Origin of the sequence: Klebsiella sp. 2019SCSN059 (genome assembly GCF_021739525.1) — a bacterium.
In the GTDB taxonomy this organism is placed as follows: Bacteria; Pseudomonadota; Gammaproteobacteria; order Enterobacterales; family Enterobacteriaceae; genus Klebsiella; species Klebsiella quasipneumoniae.
The window spans coordinates 1-24,446 of the sequence record NZ_JAKKOM010000014.1 but is presented as its reverse complement, the minus strand read 5'-3'; the positions used below and the strand labels follow the sequence as shown (position 1 = coordinate 24,446).

31 protein-coding genes and 1 pseudogene are annotated in these 24,446 nt (G+C 52.6%); all 32 read left to right on the top strand.

Going from position 1 to position 24,446, the window contains the following annotated elements:
* Window positions 1–187 precede the first annotated feature (187 nt).
* On the top strand, window positions 188–676 hold the full coding sequence (locus L2I46_RS29645) for a hypothetical protein (protein WP_021441335.1): 489 nt from the start codon (window positions 188–190) through the stop codon (window positions 674–676).
* The gene (locus L2I46_RS15690; RefSeq protein WP_021312714.1) at window positions 627–2,027 is read left to right on the top strand and encodes a PBSX family phage terminase large subunit; all 1,401 of its coding nucleotides are present in this window, start codon (window positions 627–629) and stop codon (window positions 2,025–2,027) included. Before L2I46_RS29645 ends, L2I46_RS15690 begins: the two co-directional genes overlap by 50 nt.
* A gap of 237 nt (window positions 2,028–2,264) precedes the next feature.
* The gene (locus tag L2I46_RS15685) at window positions 2,265–3,716 is read left to right on the top strand and encodes a DUF1073 domain-containing protein (protein WP_087653643.1); all 1,452 of its coding nucleotides are present in this window, start codon (window positions 2,265–2,267) and stop codon (window positions 3,714–3,716) included.
* Between the two features lie 55 nt (window positions 3,717–3,771).
* Complete coding sequence (locus L2I46_RS15680) at window positions 3,772–4,344, top strand: phage minor head protein (protein WP_236948039.1); 573 nt, start codon at window positions 3,772–3,774, stop codon at window positions 4,342–4,344.
* 51 nt (window positions 4,345–4,395) lie between these two features.
* Window positions 4,396–5,598 carry a DUF2213 domain-containing protein gene (locus L2I46_RS15675; protein WP_236948015.1) on the top strand — a complete coding sequence of 401 codons (1,203 nt, stop codon included), beginning with the start codon at window positions 4,396–4,398 and terminating at the stop codon, window positions 5,596–5,598.
* 3 nt (window positions 5,599–5,601) lie between these two features.
* Entirely contained in the window at window positions 5,602–6,096 is a 495-nt protein-coding gene (locus L2I46_RS15670) for a structural cement protein Gp24 (protein ID WP_000528476.1), read from the top strand.
* A gap of 11 nt (window positions 6,097–6,107) precedes the next feature.
* Window positions 6,108–7,049, top strand: a complete 942-nt coding sequence (locus tag L2I46_RS15665; RefSeq protein WP_038435199.1) for a DUF2184 domain-containing protein — start codon at window positions 6,108–6,110, stop codon at window positions 7,047–7,049.
* A 39-nt stretch (window positions 7,050–7,088) separates the two neighbouring features.
* A complete protein-coding gene (locus tag L2I46_RS15660; protein ID WP_236948014.1) occupies window positions 7,089–7,370 on the top strand; it encodes an STY1053 family phage-associated protein in 282 nt (93 codons plus the stop codon).
* The gene (locus tag L2I46_RS15655) at window positions 7,339–7,758 is read left to right on the top strand and encodes a DUF4054 domain-containing protein (protein WP_236948013.1); all 420 of its coding nucleotides are present in this window, start codon (window positions 7,339–7,341) and stop codon (window positions 7,756–7,758) included. Before L2I46_RS15660 ends, L2I46_RS15655 begins: the two co-directional genes overlap by 32 nt.
* Entirely contained in the window at window positions 7,755–8,261 is a 507-nt protein-coding gene (locus tag L2I46_RS15650; protein WP_021312707.1) for a hypothetical protein, read from the top strand. The genes L2I46_RS15655 and L2I46_RS15650 overlap by 4 nt, the downstream gene beginning before the upstream one ends.
* Entirely contained in the window at window positions 8,261–8,647 is a 387-nt protein-coding gene (locus L2I46_RS15645) for a head-tail adaptor (protein ID WP_236948012.1), read from the top strand. The genes L2I46_RS15650 and L2I46_RS15645 overlap by 1 nt, the downstream gene beginning before the upstream one ends.
* Complete coding sequence (locus L2I46_RS15640) at window positions 8,640–9,182, top strand: phage neck terminator protein (RefSeq protein ID WP_023158904.1); 543 nt, start codon at window positions 8,640–8,642, stop codon at window positions 9,180–9,182. The genes L2I46_RS15645 and L2I46_RS15640 overlap by 8 nt, the downstream gene beginning before the upstream one ends.
* A gap of 3 nt (window positions 9,183–9,185) precedes the next feature.
* Window positions 9,186–10,331: a DUF3383 family protein gene (locus tag L2I46_RS15635; RefSeq protein WP_236948011.1), complete on the top strand. Its 1,146-nt coding sequence runs from the start codon at window positions 9,186–9,188 to the stop codon at window positions 10,329–10,331.
* A 9-nt stretch (window positions 10,332–10,340) separates the two neighbouring features.
* Window positions 10,341–10,784 (top strand): DUF3277 family protein, encoded by a 444-nt coding sequence (locus tag L2I46_RS15630; RefSeq protein WP_023312781.1) that lies wholly within the window; start codon window positions 10,341–10,343, stop codon window positions 10,782–10,784.
* A 3-nt stretch (window positions 10,785–10,787) separates the two neighbouring features.
* Window positions 10,788–11,207 carry a phage tail assembly chaperone gene (locus L2I46_RS15625; RefSeq protein ID WP_110225340.1) on the top strand — a complete coding sequence of 140 codons (420 nt, stop codon included), beginning with the start codon at window positions 10,788–10,790 and terminating at the stop codon, window positions 11,205–11,207.
* Between the two features lie 41 nt (window positions 11,208–11,248).
* Complete coding sequence (locus L2I46_RS15620) at window positions 11,249–11,401, top strand: DUF6889 family protein (protein WP_016244729.1); 153 nt, start codon at window positions 11,249–11,251, stop codon at window positions 11,399–11,401.
* Complete coding sequence (locus L2I46_RS15615; RefSeq protein ID WP_236948010.1) at window positions 11,391–13,397, top strand: lytic transglycosylase domain-containing protein; 2,007 nt, start codon at window positions 11,391–11,393, stop codon at window positions 13,395–13,397. The genes L2I46_RS15620 and L2I46_RS15615 overlap by 11 nt, the downstream gene beginning before the upstream one ends.
* On the top strand, window positions 13,397–13,972 hold the full coding sequence (locus L2I46_RS15610) for a phage baseplate protein (RefSeq protein ID WP_088403098.1): 576 nt from the start codon (window positions 13,397–13,399) through the stop codon (window positions 13,970–13,972). The genes L2I46_RS15615 and L2I46_RS15610 overlap by 1 nt, the downstream gene beginning before the upstream one ends.
* The gene (locus L2I46_RS15605; protein WP_088403099.1) at window positions 13,973–14,275 is read left to right on the top strand and encodes a phage baseplate plug family protein; all 303 of its coding nucleotides are present in this window, start codon (window positions 13,973–13,975) and stop codon (window positions 14,273–14,275) included.
* Window positions 14,276–14,277: 2 nt separating this feature from the next.
* On the top strand, window positions 14,278–15,342 hold the full coding sequence (locus tag L2I46_RS15600) for a hypothetical protein (protein ID WP_236948009.1): 1,065 nt from the start codon (window positions 14,278–14,280) through the stop codon (window positions 15,340–15,342).
* Window positions 15,342–15,680: a hypothetical protein gene (locus L2I46_RS15595; protein WP_236948008.1), complete on the top strand. Its 339-nt coding sequence runs from the start codon at window positions 15,342–15,344 to the stop codon at window positions 15,678–15,680. Before L2I46_RS15600 ends, L2I46_RS15595 begins: the two co-directional genes overlap by 1 nt.
* Window positions 15,681–15,682: 2 nt before the next feature.
* Window positions 15,683–16,138 (top strand): hypothetical protein, encoded by a 456-nt coding sequence (locus L2I46_RS15590; RefSeq protein ID WP_236948007.1) that lies wholly within the window; start codon window positions 15,683–15,685, stop codon window positions 16,136–16,138.
* Between the two features lie 234 nt (window positions 16,139–16,372).
* Window positions 16,373–16,903 carry a KilA-N domain-containing protein gene (locus tag L2I46_RS15585; RefSeq protein ID WP_130970119.1) on the top strand — a complete coding sequence of 177 codons (531 nt, stop codon included), beginning with the start codon at window positions 16,373–16,375 and terminating at the stop codon, window positions 16,901–16,903.
* Between the two features lie 51 nt (window positions 16,904–16,954).
* The gene (locus L2I46_RS15580; RefSeq protein ID WP_236948006.1) at window positions 16,955–17,608 is read left to right on the top strand and encodes a Gp138 family membrane-puncturing spike protein; all 654 of its coding nucleotides are present in this window, start codon (window positions 16,955–16,957) and stop codon (window positions 17,606–17,608) included.
* A 1-nt stretch (window position 17,609) separates the two neighbouring features.
* The gene (locus L2I46_RS15575; protein WP_025269942.1) at window positions 17,610–17,963 is read left to right on the top strand and encodes a hypothetical protein; all 354 of its coding nucleotides are present in this window, start codon (window positions 17,610–17,612) and stop codon (window positions 17,961–17,963) included.
* Entirely contained in the window at window positions 17,963–19,162 is a 1,200-nt protein-coding gene (locus L2I46_RS15570) for a baseplate J/gp47 family protein (RefSeq protein WP_236948005.1), read from the top strand. The genes L2I46_RS15575 and L2I46_RS15570 overlap by 1 nt, the downstream gene beginning before the upstream one ends.
* Window positions 19,159–19,932 (top strand): DUF2612 domain-containing protein, encoded by a 774-nt coding sequence (locus L2I46_RS15565; RefSeq protein WP_071570708.1) that lies wholly within the window; start codon window positions 19,159–19,161, stop codon window positions 19,930–19,932. The genes L2I46_RS15570 and L2I46_RS15565 overlap by 4 nt, the downstream gene beginning before the upstream one ends.
* Window positions 19,932–20,717 (top strand): tail fiber protein, encoded by a 786-nt coding sequence (locus tag L2I46_RS15560; RefSeq protein ID WP_236948004.1) that lies wholly within the window; start codon window positions 19,932–19,934, stop codon window positions 20,715–20,717. Before L2I46_RS15565 ends, L2I46_RS15560 begins: the two co-directional genes overlap by 1 nt.
* A complete protein-coding gene (locus tag L2I46_RS15555; protein WP_236948003.1) occupies window positions 20,717–21,295 on the top strand; it encodes a tail fiber assembly protein in 579 nt (192 codons plus the stop codon). The genes L2I46_RS15560 and L2I46_RS15555 overlap by 1 nt, the downstream gene beginning before the upstream one ends.
* A 23-nt stretch (window positions 21,296–21,318) precedes the next feature.
* On the top strand, window positions 21,319–23,850 hold the full coding sequence (locus L2I46_RS15550; protein ID WP_236948002.1) for a right-handed parallel beta-helix repeat-containing protein: 2,532 nt from the start codon (window positions 21,319–21,321) through the stop codon (window positions 23,848–23,850).
* Window positions 23,851–23,860: 10 nt separating this feature from the next.
* Complete coding sequence (locus L2I46_RS15545) at window positions 23,861–24,139, top strand: hypothetical protein (RefSeq protein ID WP_236948001.1); 279 nt, start codon at window positions 23,861–23,863, stop codon at window positions 24,137–24,139.
* A gap of 77 nt (window positions 24,140–24,216) precedes the next feature.
* Window positions 24,217–24,417, top strand: a pseudogene (locus L2I46_RS15540) (helix-turn-helix domain-containing protein); the annotation flags it as partial.
* Between the last annotated feature and the right edge of the window lie 29 nt (window positions 24,418–24,446).

Here is a 24,446-nt window from a genome sequence, read left to right as displayed (position 1 = left end):
CAGGAAGAGGGCTAAAAAGTTTGATTGGGTACGCAAGGCCAGTACGCAGGTACGCAAAAATGGTACGCAAAGTGGTACGCAAAAGAGTAAGGCGCGTACCAGCGAAAAGCCTGCCAGCGCTGGCCGTACGCAAAAAAGTACGCAACCAAAAGCCGAACCTCCACCAGATACGAAACCGATACGCGGGGTGCGTACCGATCCGCCGACCAACCCTTTCCAACCCGGTAACCAGCAGGCGTTAAAGCATGGTGGTTACGCCCGCCGCCTTCTGCTTAAAGATGAGGTCATTGAAGACGCGAAAGCGTTGACACTCGAAGACGAATTATTTCGCCTTCGGGCTAACAACCTTGTCGCCGCAGAGAATATTGGCCGGTGGTTGACCAAGCTGGAAGATGCTGAAGGGGACCAGGAAAGAAAGGTGCTGATGGAAAATATCAGCGCCGCCGAGAAGGCGATGATGCGCAATACCGTTCGTATTGAGTCCATCGTTGGGACGCTTGCGACGGTAGGCAAAATATTTGCTGATACAGACTATCGCAAGGCTGCTACTGATAAGGTGTCGCTGGAGGCCGATCGTCTTCGCCGTGATGCAGGTATTGATGATGGCAACGGAGAGCGTGACCTCAATGACTTCTACTCTGACATCCAAACCGACGCTGAATCCGGTCCTGCGTAGCTTCTGGACGACGCAGGCGCGTAACAAAGTGCTTTATGGTGGCCGTTCATCGTCAAAATCGTGGGATGCCGCTGGCATAGCCATATTTCTGTCGAATAAATACAGCCTGCGCTTTTGTTGTGCACGTCAGATCCAGAATAAAATTGAAGAGTCGGTGTATACCCTGCTCAAAATTCAGATTGACCGCTTTGGCCTGCGGCATCGTTTCCGCATTCTGAACAACAAAATCATTAACCGGGTCACCGGGTCTGAATTCGTGTTTTATGGGCTCTGGCGCAACATTGAAGAGATTAAGTCTCTGGAAGGTATCAGCGTTCTGTGGCTTGAAGAGGCTCACGCGCTGACAGAATACCAGTGGAAGATACTGGAGCCTACCATCCGTAAAGAGGGATCAGAGTGCTGGTTTATCTTTAACCCCGGGCTGGTGACTGATTTCGTGTGGCGTAACTTTGTGGTCGACCCGCCAGAAGATACGCTGATACGCAAAATCAACTACGATGAAAACCCCTTTTTGTCCGACACCATGCTGAAGGTTATCGAAGCCGCTAAGCGGCGGGATCCGGATGGGTTTAAGCATGTCTACGAAGGCGTGCCAGAGTCGGATGATGATGCGGCCATTATCAAGCTGTCATGGATTGAGGCGGCTGTTGATGCCCATAAAGTCCTTAATTTCGAGCCGAGCGGGCGCAAGCGTATTGGCTTCGACGTTGCCGATAGCGGCGCCGATAAGTGCGCTAACGTCTATCGCCACGGCTCCGTCGTGTATTGGGCGGATGAGTGGAAGGCGAAAGAAGACGAATTGCTGAAGAGCTGCCAGCGTACGTATCAGGCGGCACTGGAGCGTGATGCTGATATCGTCTACGACTCAATCGGCGTTGGGGCATCTGCTGGCGCGAAATTCTCAGAAATTAATGAGGATCGTAAGCGCGAAAACATGAACGCATCCCGCATCAACTATCAGCGATTTAATGCAGGCGCTGGTGTGAATGAGCCAGACTACGAATACATTGGCATCCCGAACAAGGATTTTTTCGCCAACCTCAAAGCGCAAGCCTGGTGGCTGGTAGCGGATCGTTTCCGTAATACCTTCAACGCGGTTAAGAACGGTGAGCAGTACCCGGTAGATGAGCTGATAAGCATCGACTCATCCTGCCCGCTGCTGGAAAAGCTCAAGCTGGAACTTACCACCCCACACCGCGATTTTGACAAAAACGGGCGTGTGATGGTGGAAAGCAAAAAAGACCTTGCCAAGCGTGATGTGCCATCGCCGAACGTGGCCGACGCTTTTATCATGGCGTTCGCTCCTACTGATACGGCAATGGATATCTGGGAAGCGCTGGGAAACAGCTAAATACCCGGAAATAACCGTTTCACGCAAAATTCACGCTATTCAATTTTCGACCCTGTTTATGCATGTTTTATTCACGCGCTTTTAGCCACTTAACCCCGATAAATAATCCTTTAGCGGACATTTCATCATGGGAGGGATCCGGCTGGTGCGGGTAACAGTCATTATGTTAAATCGGGTCATTTTTTAACAAATTATCCTATCCGCCACGAGTACCGAAAAAGCCGGAGAATAGTCACCATGGCGAAGAAAACAGGACGAGTCGCCACGGCGGATTCGTACGATAACTTTGTTGCCCGTGTCGGTATGCAGCAGCCTAACCAGCATGCCGCATCGACCTACAGGGCGAACTATACCAGCCGCAACCGCCTGCTCATCGAGTGGGCTTATCGTTCCTCCTGGATTATTGGCGCCGCAGTCGATTCTAAAGCGGACGATATGACCAAAAAGGGCGTGCGGATCACCAGTGAGATTGACCCGAAACGTCGTGGCATTCTGGAATCGCGGTTCGATGAGCTTCAGCTTTGGGATTGCATCAACGAGACGCTGAAATGGTCCCGGCTGTATGGCGGGGCGGTGGCGCTGATTCTGATTGAAGGTCAGGCACCGCTGACCCCGCTGGTACTGGATAAAGTTGGCAAGGGCAGTTTTAAAGGTCTGGCTGTACTTGACCGCTGGATGATTAACCCGCAGCTCACCAGGCGCATTAAGGCACTTGGCCCTAACCTCGGCAAGCCTGAATTCTATGAAATCGTGACAACGGCGCAGGGGCTTCCTCCTTGGACTGTTCACCACAGCCGCCTGATCCGCATGGATGGTGTGAAACTGCCGTATCAGCAGAAAATCACCGAAAACGAATGGGGGATGTCCATTGTTGAGCGCATCTTCGATCGCCTGACTTCCTACGATAGCACCAGCGTCGGCGCCGCCCAGCTTGCCTACAAGGCACATCTGCGAACGGCAAAGATTAAAAAGCTGCGTGAAATTATCGCCACGGGCGGTAAGGCGTTTGAAGCGCTTATCAAGAATATGGAAATGGTCCGCCAGTACCAGACGAACGAGGGTATGTCCCTGTTTGATTCGGAGGACGAATTTGAAACACATTCCTATTCTTTCGCGGGCCTGTCTGACCTGCTTAGCGAGTTTAAAGAGGATATCGCGGGTGCTGTTGGTATTCCTCTTGTCCGTCTGTTCCGCCAGTCACCGAAGGGTTTTTCAACCGGTGACGCGGACCTCGCTAACTACTACGACGACGTGGGAACGCTTCAGGAGCGAGATTTACGGCCTCACATCCGTCTGTTATTCGATGTACTGCATCGCTCAGAGTTTGGCGACCCGTTGCCGCAAGATTTCACCTTTGAGTTTAACCCCCTGTGGCAGATGAGCGACACCGATCGCTCCACGGTGGCGACCAACACGACTACCGCTCTTGCAACCGCTGTGCGTGATTTGGGAATGTCGCCGGCTGCTGCGCTGACCGATTTGCGCGAACTGTCTGACGTTACCGGCATCGGTGCTTCAATTAGCGATGAGGATATTCAGAATGCGGCGAAACAGTGGCAGGAGACTGAATCTGAAACCAGCCCTCCGCCGCCGATCGGAGGTCCAGTATCAGAAAAGCCTACTGGCGATAGTCGACCAGATAAATCAAATCGTCACGGGTTCCTACGATGGTTCACAGGCAAGCGCTGAGAGCATTGCTAAATCGCTTGTTGACTACTCCGGGGTGATCGACGACTGGGCCGAAATGGTCGGTCGAAAGATGTTTGCCCAGGTGGAGCGTGAAGAGTGGAATCAGTGGCGTTCTGTTTCGGAAGAAATATCTGCTGGTCTGCGTGACGTGATTGGTAACACTCCTGTCGGCATGGTGGCACAAGACATCGTTTACCGACAGATTCGCTACATGAAGTCTCTGCCATTAGAGGCGGCCGGACGTGTCAGGGAAATTCAGGGGCGTGCAATACAGGCTGTCATCCATGGTGAGCGCCCCGATCAGCTTTACGAGATGATCATGCAGTCCGGCGACGTGGCGGCCAGCAGGGCGCGGATGATAGCCCGCACTGAGATAGGCCGCGCCACTGGCGCATTAACTCAGGCTCGGGCACTGTCCGTTGGTTCTGAGGGGTACTGGTGGCGCATCAAGGGGGCTGGTACCAGGACATCGCATCGCAAGATGAAAGATGTCGTTGACCCTGTATATGGGCGAGGATTTGTGCGCTGGGATAACCCGCCAACGCTTGACGGCATGACCGGACACGCCGGATGCCTGCCGAACTGCGATTGCTGGCCAGAAGTGCAGATCCCCGAACCAAAAAAATAACAGGCCGCCAATGAGCGGCCTTTTCAATGCCCGCAATTCAGCAGGTAACCCATGAAATATTTCTTTAAAACCCGCCTGGGCAATACTCGCTTTCAACTTGCTGATGGGTCAGTCCTGTTTAAGGACGTCCCGATCGCAAGGACTGGCGAGCAGGAGTACGACGCCACAGAGCGGCCTGAGCTTGTCCCAAACGACAGGGGGAAGGTCATCGTACGCCGGGCACCAGAAGAGGTGTTCAGCGAGCGAGCCATGGCGTCATTCGAAGGAATGGCGGTCACTATCGGACATCCGCGAGATTTTGACGGGCAGATCATCTTTGTTACCCCTGATAACTGGCGCCAGCTGGCTCACGGCCACATCCAGAACGTACGGCGCGGCACGGACGATAAGACCGATCTGCTGCTGGCTGATGTCATCGTCAAAACCCCGGAAGCCCTGCAGGCCATTGATGATGGTGATGATGAGGTCAGCTGCGGGTACGACGCCGATTACGAACAGATTTCACCTGGTCTCGCAAAGCAATCTGCGATTACCGCTAACCATCTGGCCCTTGTCCCTAACGGGCGGGCCGGTTTCCGTTGTGCAATAGGGGATTCTATGCCAAGCACTACTAAAAACTGGTTTACCCGGCTCCTGAAGGCCCGTAAAACCGGGGACGCTGCCGAAATGGCAAGTCTCATTGATAACCCGCCTGATGATGTCACGGGCGATAACGATGTGTCGACCTCTATGACACCCGGCGGAGTGATCATTAACCTTGCGCCGCAAAATCCGCTTCCCGGCCCGGCATTGCCTGGTACCGGAGATGGTGAGGAAGAAATTCCTGCATGGGGTAAGGCGCTGATTGAGGCGGTGGCCAAACTCACGCCTGCGGCAGCTGCTCCTGGTACCGGCGATGCCGAGGATGAAGAGGAGAAAAAGGAAGAGGAGGGTAAGCTTACCGGCGACGCCGCTTACCGTGCCGATCTGATTCAGCCAGGCATCCAGTTGCCAGAAAAGGCGAAGCCGACAGCATTCAAGCGCCAGGTGCTCGCCTCTGCCGATCAATCTCTGGTGCGCTCTATTGTCGGTGATGCCGATATCAGCAAGCTGAAAAAAGCCACGGTGGATATGGCTTTCACAGCTGTTTCTGAGCTGGCTAAAAACCGCAATACCAAAACCGCCGACAGCCTGCAAACGCAGACTGCCACCACTGTTAAAACCATTGCCGGTATGAATCAGGCCGCGCAGGAATTCTGGTCTAAACGAGGCTAACCAATGGGTAATACATTTCTTTACCGGATGCCTGCGGGCATCGCCGGGGCAATTTCTCGTCCGCAGGATCTGACGGTTGAACCTCAACTGCTGGACTCCTCCAACCTTTTTCCCGCTTACGGCCTTGGCGGTAAGATTTCCTCCGGGAAATTTGTGCCAATCGCTGCGAGCGATACAGCGTCGGTGCTGGTGGGCATCTACGTTCGTCCGTATCCGACCGCCAGCCAGCCGGATAAAGTCCAGCAGGTAGGCAGCGGTAAAAACTTCACCGGCGATTGCCTGGTACGTGGTTACGTCACGGTAAACATCGGCGCGGATGCATCCAGCGTTGCGCTGCATGGCCCGGTCTACATGCGAGTGGCCACACCATCCGCCTCAAGCCCTCTCGGCGCGTTCCTTGCCGCCGCTGATGGCTCGAATACCGTCCAGATCACTAACGCTTACTTCAATGGCCCTGGCGACACCAGCGGCAACATTGAGCTGGCCTTCAATATTTAAGGAAATCGCAAATGCCAATGACATTTGACCAGGCGACAGTCGACGGCACTGGTGCCTTTCTTGTCCATGAGCTGGAGCGTCTCGATCAGACACTGAATCTGCCGCTGGTGAATTTCACCTGGTCGCGCGATATCCAGTTGCGTGAAGACGTGTCTATTGCTGATGAGATTAGCTCTTTCACTAACACCACCTTTGCCGCTGCCGGTACACCGAATGCCAACGGTAAAAACTGGCTGAGCAAAGCCGCGACCGCGATGGCTGGACTTAACGTCGACATCGCAAAAACTGGCTTCCCGCTCACACTGTGGGGTATGGAGCTTGGCTGGACCGTTCCTGAATTGCAGGCAGCTGCGCAGGTTGGTCGCCCGATCGACACGCAGAAGTACGACGGCATGCAACTGAAGTGGAACATGGACACGGACGAGCAGGTTTATATCGGCGATTCTGGTCTGAACGTTAAAGGCCTGATGAACCTGACGCAGGTGACGCCGACCAACGCCGCGAAGACCTGGGCGACCTCCACCGCTGACGAAATCCGGGCGAGCATTAATGCCGGGCTGAGTGCAGCGTGGGCCAACTCGGCTTACTCCATGGTACCGACGGACCTGCTGATCCCGCCGGAGCAGTTCTCTCTGCTGGCAAGCACCATCGTATCCAGCGCTGGTAACCAGTCCCTGCTGACCTATCTGGAAACCAACACCATCGCATACCACCAGAACGGGCGTCCTCTGAACATCCGTCCGGTGAAATGGGCGAAAGGTCGTGGCGTGTCGAACTCTGATCGCATGATGTTCTACACCAACGACAAGAAATACGTTCGCTTCCCGATGGTTCCGCTGATGAGCGTGCCGATCCAGTATCGTGGCCTGTATCAGCTCGTAACCTATTACGGCAAGCTGGGTGCAGTAGAGCCGGTTTATCCGGAAACTCTGGCCTACGTCGACGGCATCTAACCTGCGGCGGCCCGAAAGGGCCGCTCATGAGGACTTGCAATGAAAAAGATTTACGTACTCTCCCCGTTTAACTTCAACGACGGCAAAGAGCAAAAGAATTTCCCGGTTGGCTTCCACGACGTTGATGACACGGTTGCTGATCACTGGTTCGTAAAAGCGCACTGCTCGCCTGATGGCGAAGCGCCAGCGGTCGCAGAAGACCCGCGAATTGCTGAGCTGGAAGCAAAAATCGCCGAGAAAGACGCGCGTATTGCTGAACTCGAAGCGCAATTGCCGGAGACTACCGATAATGGCAAGAAATCAAAGTCTGCCGACGCCTGAGCAGTTCAGGGCAACCTTTCCGCAGTTCGCTGACGAAACAAAGTACCCCACGCCAATGATCCGGGCTCGACTGAATCTTGCTGATGCCCTGCTGAGTGAGTCGCGCTTTGGTGTGGATATCTTTCCCTACATCGTCGGGCTGTATGTTGCGCACTACATGTACCTTTACGCCGCCGATATGCGTGGTATGGCTGTGGGTACTGCTGGTGGTGTAAATAGCGGAATACAGACCGCGAAATCAGTGGATAAGGTTTCAGCCAGTTATGACGCAAGCGCAACCCTGGACCCTAATGCCGGTTTCTGGAACAACTCCCGGTACGGATCGGAGTTCTGGGAATACCTGATGATGTTTGGTGCCGGAGCGGTTCAACTGGGGACGCCGGAATGAAAAGCGGGCTCACAATTCGGGAAGACAATTACAGTGTCGTTCTGGATGCGCTGAAACAACTGTCAGGCACTGATGTGCTGGTTGGTATCCCGGCAGGTCCTCCGCGCGATGATGCTCCGCTGAGTAACGCTGAGCTGGGGTATCTCCAGTCCACCGGGGCAACCGTAGAGATAGACGGGGAGACCGTTACTCTGCCGCCAAGGCCATTTCTGGACATGGGCATTGAGGATTCCCGGGATAAAACGACCGAGCGTTTAAAGCTGGCCGCTCAGTCTGCGCTTGAAGGTAAGGCAGATGTGGCGTCGATGCATCTTGAAGCCGCAGGCCAGATTGCGCGTGATGCCTCAAAGGCTGTCATTGAGGCAGGCGATCGTCTGACCCCACTATCTGAAAAGACCATCAAGAAGCGCAGAGAAATGAAACCGCCTATCCCTGGCGACAAGCCGTTGAGGGCCCGCGGATTCCTTTTCAGAGCGATTCAGTATGTCGTGAGGAAAAAATAATGCCGTTTCTCGATGTGACTGATGTTCTGCTTGATCCGGACTTTGTCGACCTGTCTCTGGTGTGTTATCGGCAGGTGCAGACGGTGGACGAAGATAATTTTCCGACCAATACCGCGCAGGCTATTCCGTTCTCTGGTGTCGTAACCGTCGATCGCTCGCTTGAGGCTAAGCGAATGGCTGCCGGGCAAAACATCAATGGCGCCATCCTCATTGTTACCCAGTTCAGGCTAACTCAGGGGCAACCCGGATTAGATGCAGATATCGTAACCTACCGCTGGCGAGATTATCGTGTGACGTTTGTCGACCCGTATACAGCGTACGGTGCCGGGTTCGTTCAGGCGCATTGCGAGCTGCTGGAATTTGACGGGGGAACGCCGATTGAGTAACGACAGCACAACGGCGGGATATCTGACCCCCATCGGTGATTCACCGCCCTACGATGAGGATCTGGAACGGCTAATCAGCCGCTGGATACGGGGTGTGACAGGGCTGGCTGCCACGCTGGTTTACCCACGCTGGACTGACCCGCAAAAGCAGATACCCAAAAACGGCACCACCTGGTGCGCGTTCGGTATCACTGGCATTCAGGAGGACTTCAACCCGGCGTACGTGCAGGGCGAAGAGAACACCGAACAGTGGTCGCATGAGACCGTGAGCCTGATCTTGTGCTTCTATGGCCCGCAGGGGCTGGCAATGGCCACGCGCTTTCGTGACGGTCTGCTGGTCTCGCAGAACAATGACGAGCTCAACCGCTCAGGCCTGACATTTCTGCAGCATGGGCGGATCCTCAATCTGCCCGAACTCATCAATAACCAGTGGGTGCGCCGGTACGATATCAGCGTTGACCTGCGCCGCAAAATCATCCGCCAGTACGGCATTCAATCGCTGGTCGACGCGCCAGTGCAATTTTTTGGAGATTAAAACATGGCACAGGGCTTACCTGTTTCCAATGTCGTTAACGTTGACGTCATCATGTCACCGGTAGCGGCAACGGGGCGAAACTTCGGTGCGCTCCTCATTCTGGGAACCTCTACCGTTATTCCGGTTACCGAGCGCATTCGCCAGTATTCGGCCATTGAAGATATCGGCGATGATTTTGGCGTTGACTCCCCGGAATACGAAGCAGCGACCATCTTCTTTTCACAATCACCAAAACCGACGCTGGTCTATATCGGCCGCTGGGCGAAGACGCTGGCGGAAGGTGAAGAGGGCACAGTTGAAACGCTGCTGCAGGCGGTTAATGCCTCCCTGCAATATACCAACTGGTACGGGCTGGCGATTGCCGACAGCGCCGATCTGGTTGAGGCTGACGTGATTTCGGTTGCTGCGGCGATCGAGGCATCCAGCCTGAGTCGCATTCTGGCCGTTACCACTGATGATGTGAATGTGCTGGTCTCGGGAAATACCGACAACATCGGCTATAAGCTGAAAGCCGCCAGCTACAGCCGTACGTTCTGGCAGTACAGCTCCAGCAGCAAATACGCCGCTATCTCGGCATTTGGCCGTGCGTTTACGGTGAATTTCACCGGCAACAACACCACGATCACCCTGAAATTCAAAACCGAGCCTGGCGTGACGTACGAAACGCTCACGACCGCGCAGGCGTCCGCTATTGATGCCATTAACGGTAACGTCTACGTCTACTACGCCAACGATACAGCGATTATCCAGCAGGGTGTCATGGCGAACGGAGACTTCTTTGATGAGCGCCACGGCCTGGACTGGCTGCAGAACTACGTTCAGACCAACCTTTACAACCTGCTGTACACCTCGAATACCAAAATTCCGCAAACCGACGCGGGCGTAACCCGGTTAATGACCAACGTCGAAGCCTCACTGGATCAGGCGGTAAATAACGGCCTTATTGCTCCGGGTGTATGGAATGGCGGCCCGATCGGCCAGATTGAATCAGGTGACACACTGACCAAGGGTTACTACGTCTACGCCGATTCAGTAGATAACCAGGCGCAGTCCGACAGGGAAGCGCGTAAGTCGCCGGTGATTCAGGCGGCGATCAAACTGGCGGGTGCCATTCACTATGCCGACGTGCAGATCAATGTGGTGCGATAAGGAGCGACCATGAGCGGAACCTATAGTTTTATTGACGTCTCGGCATCCCTGACGGGCCCAACCGGCAGTATCGATCTGGGCTACGGCTCGGCGAACTCCGAAGAAGGTATTACGGTTGCGATGACCGAGGCAAAGAATACCATGACCGTCGGCGCCGATGGTGAGGTGATGCACAGCCTGCACGCCGGTAAGAGTGGCACTATCACAGTTACCCTGCTGAAAACGTCCCCGGTGAACAAAAAACTGTCCCTGATGTATAACGCGCAGAGCCAGTCCTCGGCGACCTGGGGTAATAACGTGATTGTCATCCGAAACAAGGTGTCAGGCGATATCACCACCGCGCGTAGCTGCGCATTCCAGAAGCAGCCGGATCACGCTAACGCCAAGGTTGGCAATACGGTGTCGTGGGTATTTGACGCCGGTAAGATTGACCAACTGCTGGGGGAGTTTTAATCGATGGAATTTGAAATTAAGGGCGTTAATTATCGAACCGCCAAACTCGACGTATTCCAGCAACTGAAGGTAAGCCGTAAGCTGCTGCCGGTGCTGGCCGGGCTGGTTAGCGAATTTTCCACGCTGAAAGCGCAGGCCGCTGCGGGTAACTCTGGTGCAGTGCTGGAAAGCGTGCTGCCGAAAATTGCCGATACGCTGGCCGCGCTGCCGGACGAGGACGTTAACGCGGTGATTCATCCGTGTCTGAGCGTCGTTTCCCGCCAGCACGAAAAGGGCTGGGCGAAAGTCTTCGATCAGGGCGCGCTGATGTTCGACGATATCGACCTGTTCACGATGCTGCAGCTGGTGGCGCGGGTGGTCGCCGACAGCCTGGGAAATTTTTTGAAAGAACTCCCGGGCAGCGGGACGCCTACCCAGCCATAGGTCCAGCCCTGGAATCCATGCCAGAAGGCGAGGATTTCCTGATGCGCCCGGTGGATGCCGGGCTCATCCCCTACACCGCTCTGAAAGATGGATCAGTAGACCTGGCTGATATCGCCCGTATGAATGACTGGCTGGACCTGAAAGCCGATAACGAAAACCGTATAGCGAAATGGAGAGAGGCTAATGAACGCTGAAACGCTCAAGGACTTTCTGATCTCGCTTGGGTTCAAAGTAGATGAGGCTGGCGCCAGAAAATTCGATGCCGTCGTTGCCGGGACAACGCTTAAAGCGATTGAGCTGGGCGTCAAAGTTGAGGCGGCGGCGCTTTCCGTCGTTGCATTCACCGCGAAAATTGCCAGCGGTCTCGACGACCTGTACTGGGCATCTCAGCGCACAGGCGCGACGGTGGAGGGCATTAAGCAGATTGGGTATGCGGTTAGTCAGGTTGGCGGCAGTGTCGACGGTGCCCGCGGCTCTCTCGAAAATCTTGCCCGGTTCATGCGTAACAATCCCGGCGCTGAGGGTTTCCTGAACCGGCTGGGGGTTCAAACGCGTGATGCCAGCGGCAACATGCGGGATATGGCGACGATCTTTACCGGCGTCGGCCAGCGTCTTAGCAGCATGCCGTATTACCGCGCGAACCAGTACGCTCAGATGCTGGGTCTGGATGAAAACACCCTGATGGCAATGCGTCGCGGTATCGGCCAGTTTAGTGGCGAATACACCGCGATGGCGAAGGCGATCGGCTATAACGCCGATGTGGCCGCCGTCAGCTCTAATAAATTCATGACCTCGCTGCGCTCCTTTGGGCTGATGGCAGGCATGGCGCGGGATAAAATAGGCTCCAGCCTCGCTGATGGCCTTGCTGGCTCTCTGGACAGGCTGCGCCGCCAGATACTGGAAAACTTCCCGAAAATTGAAGGGGCTATCACTGCTGGTGTCAAAGGTGTCCTGTGGTTTGGTGAAATCATTGGCCGGGTGGTTTATCGGTTGATACAGCTCACCGGGGACATTATCAACTGGTGGAAATCACTCAGTACCGAAACCAGACAGGTTATCGAGGTGTTTGGGGCGCTAATGATTGCCTGGCGTCTCCTGAATAGTGCCTTTGCGATGTCGCCTATTGGGCGCGTCATTATGCTGGGTGCTGCGCTGATAGGTCTCTACGACGATTACCGTACGTGGAAAGAAGGCGGGCAGTCGCTCATAGACTGGGGGAAATGGGATCCGGGTATCAAATATGCCCAGAAGGCTTTTGCCAGCCTCAGTAAAGACTTTGGCGGCATTTACCTGAAGGTGAGAGACCTCGGGTCTGCCATTCTCGATCTGGGTAAGCGATTCCTTGAATTCATTAACATCGATACATCGAAATTTAATGGCAAATGGCTGTTTGATCAGATTATCGAAAGCGTCCGCAGCTCAATCAAAATCCTCGGTTCGCTGGTGGATGCTCTGCGCAAGGTTATTAGTGGTGATTTCTCCGGTGCCTGGGACTCGTTAAAAGGCGCAGCAGCGGCGTGGAGTGAAAGCCCAATAATTCAAGGGGCTGCATCGGTCGGACAGGGGTTATGGGATAAAGCCACTGGTTACGTCAGTGATCTATTTGGTGGTGATGCCACCCAATATGGGCAGTCTGTCAAACGACCTCAGGCCACTAAAGCAGGCGCTAAACTGCTGGGCTGGATGGCTCCGATGATGGGTAAACTGGAGGCGTTGTATAACCTCCCTGCGGGCCTGCTCCGTAGTGTTGCTCTCGCCGAGTCAAATGGTAATCAGTTTGCTGTGTCTGGCGCTGGCGCACAGGGAATGTTTCAGTTTATGCCTGGCACCGCCCGCGATATGGGACTGCGCGGTAATGACGTGTTTGACCCGATGAAGGCGGCGGAAGCGGCAGCGCGGTATCTCTCAATGCTCCTGCAGAAGAATGGCGGGGATCTGGGTAAAGCACTGGCCTCCTATAACTGGGGCATCGGTAATGTGCAGAAATACGGCATGGCGCTGATGCCACAGGAGACCAGAAACTACATACCCCGGGTGCTGAGCAATATGCCGGGTGGTGGGGGGCAATTTCAACAGCAGAACACCTACAACATCTATGGCGGAAGTGCTCAGGAGATAGGGAGGGAGGTTAGCCGGCAGGTTGATGAAAAAGCGTTGGCGTTAAGCAGAAATCAAGCGGGGATGGGTTAATGGATATTCTCTCTACCTTGTTTCACCAGCAGAAACGGCGACTTGGCCCAAATACAAACCTGATTGTTCCGAGTGTGGTTATTTCTGAAAAGCATAATGACACACTGGAAATTACCGAACATCCGGTGGAGGTCGGTGCTGCAATTTCCGATCATGCCTACCGAAGGCCATCGGAAGTGGTAATGCAGGTTGGCTTTGCCGGTGGTGGTTCATTGCTGGATTTGCTGGATACAACCTCCTACGGGATAAGTGCCGGACTGAGCCCGAAAGAGGTCTATCAGAACCTCCTTGACCTTCAGAACAGCCGGATGCCGTTCGATGTGGTAACGGGGAAAAGGGTTTACAGCAACATGCTGATCCGGGCGATGGAGGTGACAACTGATCGCACATCAGAGAATGTTCTATCTGTCGTCCTTACGTTGCGTGAGGTCATTATGACCAGTACCACTACCAAGCAAGTAGCGGATAAAGCTGATATGAAGACAGGCGCCAATACGTCAGCCGTGCAGAACTCAGGGGTGAAGACTCCAGTGCAAAAAGATCAGTCAATCTTTGTGAAGCTGACAGGGGGATAAATGGCAATCAGCGAAATTCCGCTCTCTCCGGAAAATCAGCAGTTCTCTATATCGCTGGCAGGTCAGAGCTTTCAGATGGCTGTAACCTGGCGGGCGGCGTTCTGGTGTCTGGACATCATGGACAGCAGTGGTGCCGACCTGATTAAAGGCGTACCGCTTATCACCGGCGCTGACCTGCTGGCGCAGTACGATTATCTTGGGCTGGGGTTTTCGCTTTATGTCGGCTGTGACAACCCGGCGAACGAAAACCCTACTGAAGCCGATCTCGGGATTAACAGCCACCTTTACGTAGTGACGGAGTAACCATGTCACAGAACTGGATGCGACATTTTGAGCTGCAACTTGTTGACTCGAATGGCAATGCTACTGACTTCGGTAGTTTTAAGGTCACGTTTAATATTGACTGGTTTAACCTGAGTAGCGAAACCCGCGTAGGTACCTTCAAAATCTACAACCTGTCTGCCAACACAGTTAACAAAATTGTTGGGAAAGAGTTTACCCGGATCAGGGTTATCGCTGGTTATGATGGTATCGCAGCAGATGTATCCGCCAGCCAGGTCGGCGTAGCGAGAAGGGTAAACCCTGATGATGTAGGTCAGATGGATGGGCGGAACTATGGCCTACTATTTGACGGTGAGATTCGCTATACCATCACTGGGAAAGATAACCCTATCGACAGCTTCGTGCTGATCCAGGCGGCTGACTCCCATCGGGCTTTCGTTACCACCATGACCGCGCAGACGCTGGCAGCTGGTTACACTGCTGCCGATATGAACCGCGTTCTTATGAAGGACTTTAACGCTAACGGGGTGACGGAAGGCAATACACCAGTGATGCCCTCCACGGTCTATCCGCGAGGTAGGGTTCTGTTTGGTATGACGCGAAACCTCATGGATAACGTCGCTGAACAATGCAAGGCTACCTGGATGTTTGTCGATGGTAAGCGGGAAATGGTCGCGAAGGATGAGGTAATGCACGATGCTATCAAGCTGAATAGCGAGACAGGTATGATCGGCATGCCACAGCAGACCATCGGCAGCGGCGTTAACGTCCGCTGCCTGATTAACCCCAACATCCGGGTTAACGGGTTGATAGAACTGGATCAGGAGTCTGTATATCGTACCGCTCTGGGTAACAACGATATTGCCATGACGCGGGGGCGGATCACAGACCAGAACAACAATGGCAATATCACCGTTGAGGGTACGACGGCTCAGCCAGCGAGCATTGCGACTGACGGCGTTTATAAAGTCATCGGCATTATGTACACTGGCGACACAAGGGGCCAGGCGTGGTACATGGATATGATGTGTGAAGCGCGTGGTGCGGTGGATATTAAAACTCAGGAAGCTTTTAACCGGGGTGGGTGATGAGAAAGTATGCGTTGCTGGTTGGGCTATTGGTTTCGTTACCTTCTTTCGCAGCTTTCCAGTGCGGCGGCTATAAGATGACATTATCGGATGCTGAAGGCCTTGTGCGTATTAATGGCGAATTAGTCACAAGCCAAAAAGTGAAATACCTCGGCGCTCAAGGTGATGAATCTAAAGCTGTGTGGAATATGGGACTGATGCCTGCGCGTGACGGCAACAATTATGGCTTTGAGTTTGTGAAGCGTAACGGGAAATCTTTCCTGAACGTCCAGCTCCTGCAAGCCAGCATGGACGCGCCGAAGGTGATCGGTTCCTTCCCTTGCGTTAAGGTGAAGTGACCATGGAATTTTTCGCAATTATTATTTTCTTTCTGGCAATAGCTGTCATTGCCAGATGGAGTAATTATAAGAAACAAAAAAAACGAAAGGACGAAGATAAATTCCTTCAAAGCATAGACTATTCATACAGACGGCCTGAAGTGAAATCAAAGCCGAAGAATGGTCGCCGGAGAAGCAAGGAGGAGATGCTTGCTGATGGAAATGCGTATCAAAAATTGATAGGTGAAGATTTTAGGAAAATGGCAAAAGCCACGCAGATTCAAGCTGAAAGGGTTGGTTCTAAAAGATACGTCTGGCGGGGATCTGACTGTTGTCCATCGTGTGACAAGCAGGATGGTAAAACATACGCTTGGTCCAACCCACCAAAGACCGGACACCCTGGAGAGGGTAAATTATGCCCAAATGGCTACTGCCGCTGTTGGGCTGAGGTGATAATCCCGGAGCCCAGACGACGTTAATAAATCATATGATAGAAGCCCACTTAGATGGGCTTTTTTGTTAACCATTTTCTCTAACTCCTCAACCCGCTTCGGCGGGTTTTTTAATGCCCGCAACAAACCAACGCACTCGCGTGCGTCTTCCCGCAAGAGCTTTCCGTAGTGTGAGTCTGAGACAGGGCGGTGGATTCATCGTTCCGCTCTTGGCCGCCCACGTCTACGCGAGCAGGCTCGCACCACAGAAAGGTAAATACGATGAAATATCCAACCGTATCAGTAAACGGCGTTTCCGTTCGTGTTGACGACGAAGGTCGCTACAGTCTCAATGATCTCCATGCAGCCGCCGTGGCCAACGGAGAGGCAACAGAGTCTCAGCGCCCCAGCGTGTTTCTCCGAAGCGCTCAAATTAAACGCTTTATTAAGGCGCTACAGGCCAAAGCACTAAAAAGTGCTTCGGAACAAAATCAACCACTTAAGGTAATGAAGGGTGGTGATAGTACCGGTGCGTGGGGTGTCGAACTGCTCGCCATTCGCTACGCTGCATGGATTAAGCCGGAGTTCGAAATTGAAGTGTACGAGGTATTTCGAACCGTCGTCCGTATGGGGATCGGCGCAATGTCCCGTCTGAATAAAATCGACCACATTATCAATACCGAAACCAAGGCGATTAGCCAGTGCGCCAGCCAGATGGCTAAATGGGGCGTTGGTGGTCGCAAGAAATTACTCCACGCAGCGCGTGATCGAGCAGCTGATGAAGTGCAGTTGTATTTGCCAGGCATAGCATAATTTTGGAATAGCCCACCTATGTGGGCTTTTTTATTTCCTGGAGTAAACCGAATGGCAGTATCTGATAAAACCCGCAGTGGTGCGCTGGCGGAGGTTCTGGCGTCAGAGAGAAGGACGCTCAACGAACAGCTTCGCGTTGCAATGCCCGGCATCATCCAGTCTTTTGAACCTGACGCAGTGACCGCCGTAGTGCAGCCGGCGATCCGCTACATCGAGCGAGATAACGACGGAAACAAAAGTACCAAGGATTATCCGTTGTTGGTGGATGTTCCTGTTGTATTCCCTCGCGGCGGAGGCTGCACGCTGACTTTTCCTGTTAAGGCTGGTGATGAATGCCTTGTTATCTTTGCAGACCGCTGTATTGATTTCTGGTGGCAAAGCGGAGGTATTCAGGAGCCAGTAGACGAGCGCATGCATGATTTATCCGATGCCTTCTGCATTGTTGGTCCGCAGTCGCAGGCGAAGAAAATCGGCGGCATCAGCACCAGCGCAGTAGAGCTGCGCAGTGATGACGGGGAAACAAAGTTGAGTCTTAATCCTGCCAGCGGAGCTATCAACGGCACGGCGCCGGGAGGTTTTAACCTGAACGGGCTTAAAGTCCTTTCGGACGGCCGCCTGCAGCTGGTGGATGGCTCAATCGTTGATAAGCATACGCATGGTGGCGTTGAGCCTGGTGGCAGCAGTACAGCACCACTGGGAGGATGATATGCGATACCGTCGAGAAGATGATGATGGGGATTATACCTTCGGTCAGGGTGATGATACCTGGCTGGTTAACTCCCCCGAGGCTGTCGCGCAGGCCATTAAAACGCGCTTTCTGCTTTGGTACGGGCAGTGGTTCCTCGATACCACGGAGGGAACCCCGTGGATTCAGTCCGTTCTGGGTAAGCAAAAGCCGGATACCTACAACCTCGCTATCCGTAAGCGGATCCTCGAAACGCAGGGGGTTAGCTCAATCACTGCATTTAACACCACCGTTGACGGTACCACGCGCCGTATAACGTTCACAGCAACGGTGGAAACCATCTACGGGACAACCACAGTAACTTCGGAGGCGTAATGTCTTTGGACCTCGACACACTCGGCTTATCGGCAACGGTAACCGCTGAGGGGATAAGTGCGCCCGACTATCAGACCGTTCTGGACACCATCACCGGCTATTTTCAGCAGATTTATGGCAGTGATGCCTATCTCGACCCGGACAGCAAAGACGGCCAGATGGTAGCGCTGGTTGCGCTGGCCATTCACGACGCCAATAACACGGCCATCTCGGTTTACAGGTCATTCTCGCCGGCGACGGCCCTGGGTGACGCACTGACGAGCAACGTTAAAATTAACGGCATCACCCGGCGTGCAGCGACTAACTCAACTGTCGATCTGCTGCTGACCGGCACTATCGGCACAACCATTACCAATGGCTCGGTACGCGACACAAACAGCGTGGTGTGGAATCTGCCTGCAACGGTGGTTATTGGCTCTGATGGCACTGTGGTGGCGACGGCCACGTGTGCGAATGCTGGTGCAGTAGCTGCGGTGGCGGGATCGGTAAACGGAATCAATACGCCGACGCGCGGATGGTCTTCGGTGACTAACCCGCTGGCGGCCACGGTAGGTGTTGCTGCAGAGACGGATGCGCAGCTACGCTTAAGGCAGTCGCAAAGCGTCGCGCTGGCCTCTCTCACGCCGTTTGACGCGGTCGATGGTGCGATTGCTAACGTTGAAGGCGTAACCCGTCACAAGCTGTTTGAGAATGATACCGAGACAACGGACGCTAACGGGTTACCAGAGCATTCTATCTCTGCTGTCGTTGAGGGTGGGGATGCAACAGAAATTGCCAATACCATCCGAAGCGTGAAGGGGCAGGGAGTTTCCACCTACGGCACGACTGCCGTGGTAGTCACAGATAAGTATGGAAACCCTTATACCATTCGCTTCTCTCGCCCAGTAGATGTTCCGGTATACGTGTCAATTACCCTGAAGGCGTTAACTGGCTACACCTCCGACATTGGCGATGAAATGAAAGCCGCTGTGGCTTCGTACATTAACTCTCTCGCCATTGGTGATGGTGTGCTGCTGAGCAGGGTTTATTCCCCGGCGAATCTCGGCGTAGTAAGCGGTGGGAATGCGCGATATTACGACATTATGGAGCTGTTAATAGGCCGGTCGGCTGAGTCCGTCGCAGCAGCTAATGTCACAGTCGTATATGACGAGGCTGTTTCATGTAGCGTGGAAAATATAGAGATAACGGTGACAGCATGAGCAAATACACCGAACTTATTTCCAACTACCATGCAGGAAAACCAAAATTTTTAAAACATGTTGACCTGTCGACAAGGCCGCTAATTGATGTGTCTGGTTCAGTGTCCGGTCTTATCTCTGCGTTCGACATAGATACTGGCGTAGGGGCACAACTTGATATTCTTGGTAAATGGATTGGAGTAGCCCGGACTGTTGCCGCGCCGATATCTGGTGTTTTCCTTGAATGGGACAAAGAACGAGTGGGCTGGGACCAGGGGATCTGGCTTGGTCCGTACCAGTCTTCTGACGCAATAACATACCTGAGTGATGACGTGTACCGGGTCGTGTTAAAGGCCAGGGTGGGTATTAATAACTGGAATGGTCAGAACGGAACGCTGCCAGACATTCTGGAAACAGCGCTCGCTGGTACTGGGATTAAAATGATCATCCTCGATAATCAGGATATGACGATCTCAGTGCTCATCGTCATTGATTCTGAATATTTAATGTCTGTAACAGACCGGTTGATATTTGATTCAGGTATGAATCGTGGTCCCTTTATTTCTCTTCCTGATGATTACACACCATCGCGATATGACATTAACCCAATAGATAAACTTCCCGCTGAGTTTGTTTTTGTGGTTCGTGCTGGCCTCCTTACGGTAAAAGCGGCCGGAGTAAGAGTTAGAGAAACGGTTACGCCCTCTAATGGATATAAATTCTTTGGTTTTGATGTCGAAAACGACTATATCGCTGGATTTGAGTCCGGTGCATGGGGAGAAAATTTCTGATGCCAGTTAACAACTTTAAACCATTTGCCATTGCATCTGGCTCAAATGTGACATCACAGACGGAATGGGAAGGTTTGATCGCCCTTTCTACAGGATTTACTGCAGGGCTGGCCAGGGCCGCCCAGATTAATAAAGCCCTGCGGCAGGGGACCGTTATGGCGAGCGTCTTAGCTCAGTTCATGGCTGAGACAACCGGAGAGGATGTGCTTGATGATGGTGACACAGCAAAGCTTGTATCCCTGATTACCATGTCAGTTAATTCTGTTGCGCGGAGTGCGCTTCCAGTTGGAACCCCCATCCCTTGGCCCTCAGATAGTCTACCCGCAGAGGGAAACTTCGCATTTATGCAGGGGCAAACATTTAGTCCGACGGCATATCCGTTACTGGCTACAGCTTACCCGTCAGGTGTCATTCCAGACATGCGTAACTGGACCATTAAAGGGAAACCAGCTACCGGGCGTGCGGTGCTATCACAGGAGCAAGATGGTGTTAAATCCCACTCGCACACAGCATCTGCCTCATCAACAGATCTTGGAACTAAAGTCACGAGTAGTAACGGTGACCACTCCCACACGTGGGGATCTGCTATGCAGAAACAGGGGGGAAGTGATCAGGAGGTTGGCAATAATAGTGGGAATAATTTTGGTGTGACATCTACTGCAGGCGCACATACACACTCTGTAGTAATTGGGGCCCACTCACATACCATCACTGTCGATGCTACTGGTAATGCAGAAAACACCGTTAAAAACATCGCATTCAACTACATCGTGAGGCTCGCATAATGACTTTTGAAATGTCGGATAAAACTCAGGTTGTAACCGTTTATCATATCAGTGACGACACGGGGGAGTTGGCGGGCTTTGAAGAGTTGTCAATCCCGCCTCACACTGGATTGCCAGCCTGCTGCACCCAAATAACACCGCCAGAAATAGGGCCCGGAGAAGCAGCGGTTTTCAATATAGCTGCTGGGCTGTGGTCTCTTATTGAGGACCATCGCGGAAAAACCGTATACAGCACAGTATCTGGAGAATCTATTGAGATTTCAGCACTCGGAGAACTGCCAGAAGGGGTAACGACGAAAGCCCCTACTGGCAGCTATCAAAAATGGGATGGAGAAAACTGGGTTAACGACGCGGAAGCTAAACACCAGGCTGAAGTGAGTAGTGCTATTGATCTGTTAACCGAGTTGATGCGAGAGGCAAACGCAAAAATAGCCCCTCTAAACGACGCTGTAGAGCTTGGTATCCAGACCAATGAAGAAGTCATGCAGCTGACTGCGTGGAAAAAATACCGCGTCGCTTTAAGCCGCATTGATACATCTACCGCTCCCGATATCGCCTGGCCTGAAATTCCTGCCTGATCTGTTTCTGAGGTAATACCCCTATGCCATTTTATTTAACGCGGGATCCGGTCCCGTCGGCAGACATGCGCAACGTTTTTGATAACGCTCAGAATCTGGACCTTGCCCTGAACGATATTACATCCTCTTTCTGGAGTGATCGGCTCGGTCGTAGCCGTATGTCATGGTTCGGACTGGAGTCTGCGTTTACGGTAAAACTGAGTGACTTTGAGTCTCGTTTTTCCACCCAGATAGTCGAACAGGAAACCACTTTTGATGCCTCCCAGGCTGATAAAGAAAACCGATTCCAGGCTTTTCTTGATAGCTCCGGTTACGTGTTCCTGGGCGACTATGAAGACGGACCGTTTCAGTTCAGTGCCCGTAACCAGTACATCCGGTATAACGATCAGTACTACCGCCTGAATGCCACTACAGATGTCGGATTTACGACGACCGGCACCGACGCAACCAGCTTTGCGAATGATGTGACTCACTTCGTTCTGATGGATGGCGATACGCTTCGCCAAAACCTGGGTTCAGGCGACGGCTTTAAACTGGTTGGTCAGGTTAGCAGCGTTGCAGCACTGGCGGCCCTCCCAGGTAATGATGGTGAGAGGGTCTTACTGGATTCCTATTATGAATTAACGGCTAATGACGAACCTCTGGGCGGCGGAGAATTCTATTACGTCAGTTCGTTGTCAGCAGTTAATAATGGCGTGACTATTTTTAACGGGTGGTGCCGAAAAATAAAAAATAAAACCCTGTCAACCCATGATGCGGGCCTGACTGGTGGGGATGGGGCTGACGTCACTGAAAGGATGCGTGCGTTATTTGACGTACTGGAGGACGGTTTCACCCTGGAGGGATATGGGTATCATCAGGTCACTGGTGCTATCCATAAAAGTGATACGGCAAATCTGACTATCAATTCTCATGACGGGTTTACCATCTCCGCTAAAGAGCGTCGTGATGACTGGGAAATCTACAGCCGCTGGTATAATGCTGTAGTTTGGTTTGATAATTGCGATAATTTAACTGTCGATGGTGTTAGAGTTATCGGCTCCAAAATGAACGACCAGACAGTAGATGAGGTTGGTCGTACAGAGCCTGGGGATAAGGGTATCCTGATTTATAATACTGATACCTATCTACTGAACAATGTGAACGTCTTACACACCTGGGATTACGGAATACATGGTGAGAGTTGTACAAATGGTACGGTGCAGTATTCAACAGTGCGTGATGTAGCTCGCCAGAGTGGTATTAACATTTTTCGTAAGAGTAGTCATTGCAAGGTTGTTCACTGTGAGATTGAAGACATCTGTTTAGATGGTGTTGAATGCGAGAATGGATTCGCCGATGTGATCGGTGATAATAATATTGTTTCATATAATGTTATAAAAAAATCAGGGGTCGGCATTGTTCTGGCATGGAATATATCCAATACGCAGATAATGGATAATAAGATTTACAACTGTTATCGAGGAATATACGGCGTTAACAGGAATACGGTATATGGCAATCAGTCAGGGAATTTCATTGCACACAATGAAATTTACAATTGTGTGCAATCGCTACCTGCAGATTCGGTTCAGGGCTACCTCGGGGCCTTCAACACCTTAGTCGTCGATGATGAATTTACGCAGGACATTCAGTATGACCCGTGGGATATCGTGTTGCAGGTTGTGGCAGATAAGCAATTTTATACCTACGCGTTTAACCGTTTTGCTTCATTGTCGGCTGGCAGTACGTTCTATATTAATGGGGTGTTATATACGATAACGAGTATCGCCCTGGATACATCAGTTACCCGGTGGGGCGTGTATCGTGATACACAGCAGAGAGGGGTTCTGGTTGTTACGGTTGACAAAGCTCTGACGGGGGTTGAACAGTACGATTTAATCCACACCGGGACGGCGTTTACCAAATCCAGTTGCCAGGGAGTCAGGGTTTCTGACAGTACCGTCGTGGGTTCCTGTGACGGAGTGGAGATTTCAAAAAACGTCATTACGGGGATTAATACCGCCCTGAAAACGACGACGACATACGCCACAGCTGCGAACGGCGATGCCCACGAAAAATATCTGGATAACTCAATAACGGGAGCCGCGGTCTGGTTTGATTTCAACCGGTCAACCTACGGATATAAAGTGGCCGGGAACAAATATAATGACGGCGCCACGTCATATGTCCAGGTGGCGAATGCTAAATATTTTGCCGCCGCATTCGAGCCAACACAGATAGTCAGGGTGAACTCGCTAACAGCACGCGCCAGCGTCTCAAACCCAAATTACGCCAGCAAAATATTGCTGCCAAAAACCATGCGGGTCAGCAAGGTTCTGGTCAGAACAATTGGCCTGAGTCAGACGGGGAATATGTTGGTCACTGCGGACGGCACCACGGCGGACTACCTGATAGCGTGGCTGACTGCGGATTCAGTGAATACCGCAACAGATGCATCGAATTATATGGAGCATATTGCGCAGTTGTCAGCAGGCGAACACGCGATTTATTTAAATTCCAGTAATAACAATTCGCTGTATACAGCCTATTCAATCGAAATACATTTTGTGTGAGGTAATAACTATGGGTTTTACGCTATCAAAAACCGTCACGCCATTAAAAACGTATCCGTCACTGGGCGGCGCAGCGCTGCAAATCGCTCAGGAGAGCATCGACGTAACGTACTCAGCGGTATCAATTATATCGCTGAGTGCAGACCGCTGTACGATACGCTACAGCATCGCTGTTCCTGGCGGAGAGATGCCCGGATACGGCGAGCATGCATTCACTTACTCCGGCACGGGCAGTCCTCTGGATGAAGGGGAAACCTCTCTGCAGCAATCACTGGAAAATGCCAGTTAATCCCGCTAAAAAATTCATCAAGCCTGAAGCCGGGGCGTTATCGTCCCGGCTCCAGTAATGGAAATTACCGTAACTGCCGCGCTGGCCTGGCTGCGGCGAGAGAGCAGGGGCGCATAGGCGGGCGACGGCGGGTAATGACACCGGAGGTTGTCGATCGTGCGAGACGGATGCTGGAGAACGGCGCAACCCGGCAGCAGGTGGCTGATGTGACAGGCGTGGGAGTGAAGACGATTTACAAATATTTGCCAGTACAATACGGCGATAAAAAATCCCCTTGAGCAGGCACACTCAAGGGGAAAATACTACA

Bases quoted from the DNA above. Each gene is read 5' to 3' on its own strand.
- L2I46_RS15620 (WP_016244729.1), top strand. From the start codon at position 11,249: ATGCGCCCGGTGGATGCCGGGCTCATCCCCTACACCGCTCTGAAAGAT.
- L2I46_RS15655 (WP_236948013.1), top strand. From the start codon at position 7,339: ATGGCAAGAAATCAAAGTCTGCCGACGCCTGAGCAGTTCAGGGCAACC.
- L2I46_RS15670 (WP_000528476.1), top strand. From the start codon at position 5,602: ATGGGTAATACATTTCTTTACCGGATGCCTGCGGGCATCGCCGGGGCA.
- L2I46_RS15590 (WP_236948007.1), top strand. From the start codon at position 15,683: ATGGAATTTTTCGCAATTATTATTTTCTTTCTGGCAATAGCTGTCATT.
- L2I46_RS15625 (WP_110225340.1), top strand. From the start codon at position 10,788: ATGGAATTTGAAATTAAGGGCGTTAATTATCGAACCGCCAAACTCGAC.
- L2I46_RS15650 (WP_021312707.1), top strand. From the start codon at position 7,755: ATGAAAAGCGGGCTCACAATTCGGGAAGACAATTACAGTGTCGTTCTG.
- L2I46_RS15605 (WP_088403099.1), top strand. From the start codon at position 13,973: ATGGCAATCAGCGAAATTCCGCTCTCTCCGGAAAATCAGCAGTTCTCT.
- L2I46_RS15680 (WP_236948039.1), top strand. From the start codon at position 3,772: ATGGTCGGTCGAAAGATGTTTGCCCAGGTGGAGCGTGAAGAGTGGAAT.
- L2I46_RS15595 (WP_236948008.1), top strand. From the start codon at position 15,342: ATGAGAAAGTATGCGTTGCTGGTTGGGCTATTGGTTTCGTTACCTTCT.
- L2I46_RS15665 (WP_038435199.1), top strand. From the start codon at position 6,108: ATGCCAATGACATTTGACCAGGCGACAGTCGACGGCACTGGTGCCTTT.
- L2I46_RS15565 (WP_071570708.1), top strand. From the start codon at position 19,159: ATGAGCAAATACACCGAACTTATTTCCAACTACCATGCAGGAAAACCA.
- L2I46_RS15610 (WP_088403098.1), top strand. From the start codon at position 13,397: ATGGATATTCTCTCTACCTTGTTTCACCAGCAGAAACGGCGACTTGGC.
- L2I46_RS15545 (WP_236948001.1), top strand. From the start codon at position 23,861: ATGGGTTTTACGCTATCAAAAACCGTCACGCCATTAAAAACGTATCCG.
- L2I46_RS15685 (WP_087653643.1), top strand. From the start codon at position 2,265: ATGGCGAAGAAAACAGGACGAGTCGCCACGGCGGATTCGTACGATAAC.
- L2I46_RS15690 (WP_021312714.1), top strand. From the start codon at position 627: ATGACTTCTACTCTGACATCCAAACCGACGCTGAATCCGGTCCTGCGT.
- L2I46_RS15580 (WP_236948006.1), top strand. From the start codon at position 16,955: ATGGCAGTATCTGATAAAACCCGCAGTGGTGCGCTGGCGGAGGTTCTG.
- L2I46_RS15660 (WP_236948014.1), top strand. From the start codon at position 7,089: ATGAAAAAGATTTACGTACTCTCCCCGTTTAACTTCAACGACGGCAAA.
- L2I46_RS15635 (WP_236948011.1), top strand. From the start codon at position 9,186: ATGGCACAGGGCTTACCTGTTTCCAATGTCGTTAACGTTGACGTCATC.
- L2I46_RS15585 (WP_130970119.1), top strand. From the start codon at position 16,373: ATGAAATATCCAACCGTATCAGTAAACGGCGTTTCCGTTCGTGTTGAC.
- L2I46_RS15555 (WP_236948003.1), top strand. From the start codon at position 20,717: ATGACTTTTGAAATGTCGGATAAAACTCAGGTTGTAACCGTTTATCAT.
- L2I46_RS15600 (WP_236948009.1), top strand. From the start codon at position 14,278: ATGTCACAGAACTGGATGCGACATTTTGAGCTGCAACTTGTTGACTCG.
- L2I46_RS15615 (WP_236948010.1), top strand. From the start codon at position 11,391: ATGAACGCTGAAACGCTCAAGGACTTTCTGATCTCGCTTGGGTTCAAA.
- L2I46_RS15575 (WP_025269942.1), top strand. From the start codon at position 17,610: ATGCGATACCGTCGAGAAGATGATGATGGGGATTATACCTTCGGTCAG.
- L2I46_RS15550 (WP_236948002.1), top strand. From the start codon at position 21,319: ATGCCATTTTATTTAACGCGGGATCCGGTCCCGTCGGCAGACATGCGC.
- L2I46_RS15570 (WP_236948005.1), top strand. From the start codon at position 17,963: ATGTCTTTGGACCTCGACACACTCGGCTTATCGGCAACGGTAACCGCT.
- L2I46_RS15630 (WP_023312781.1), top strand. From the start codon at position 10,341: ATGAGCGGAACCTATAGTTTTATTGACGTCTCGGCATCCCTGACGGGC.
- L2I46_RS15560 (WP_236948004.1), top strand. From the start codon at position 19,932: ATGCCAGTTAACAACTTTAAACCATTTGCCATTGCATCTGGCTCAAAT.
- L2I46_RS15675 (WP_236948015.1), top strand. From the start codon at position 4,396: ATGAAATATTTCTTTAAAACCCGCCTGGGCAATACTCGCTTTCAACTT.
- L2I46_RS15645 (WP_236948012.1), top strand. From the start codon at position 8,261: ATGCCGTTTCTCGATGTGACTGATGTTCTGCTTGATCCGGACTTTGTC.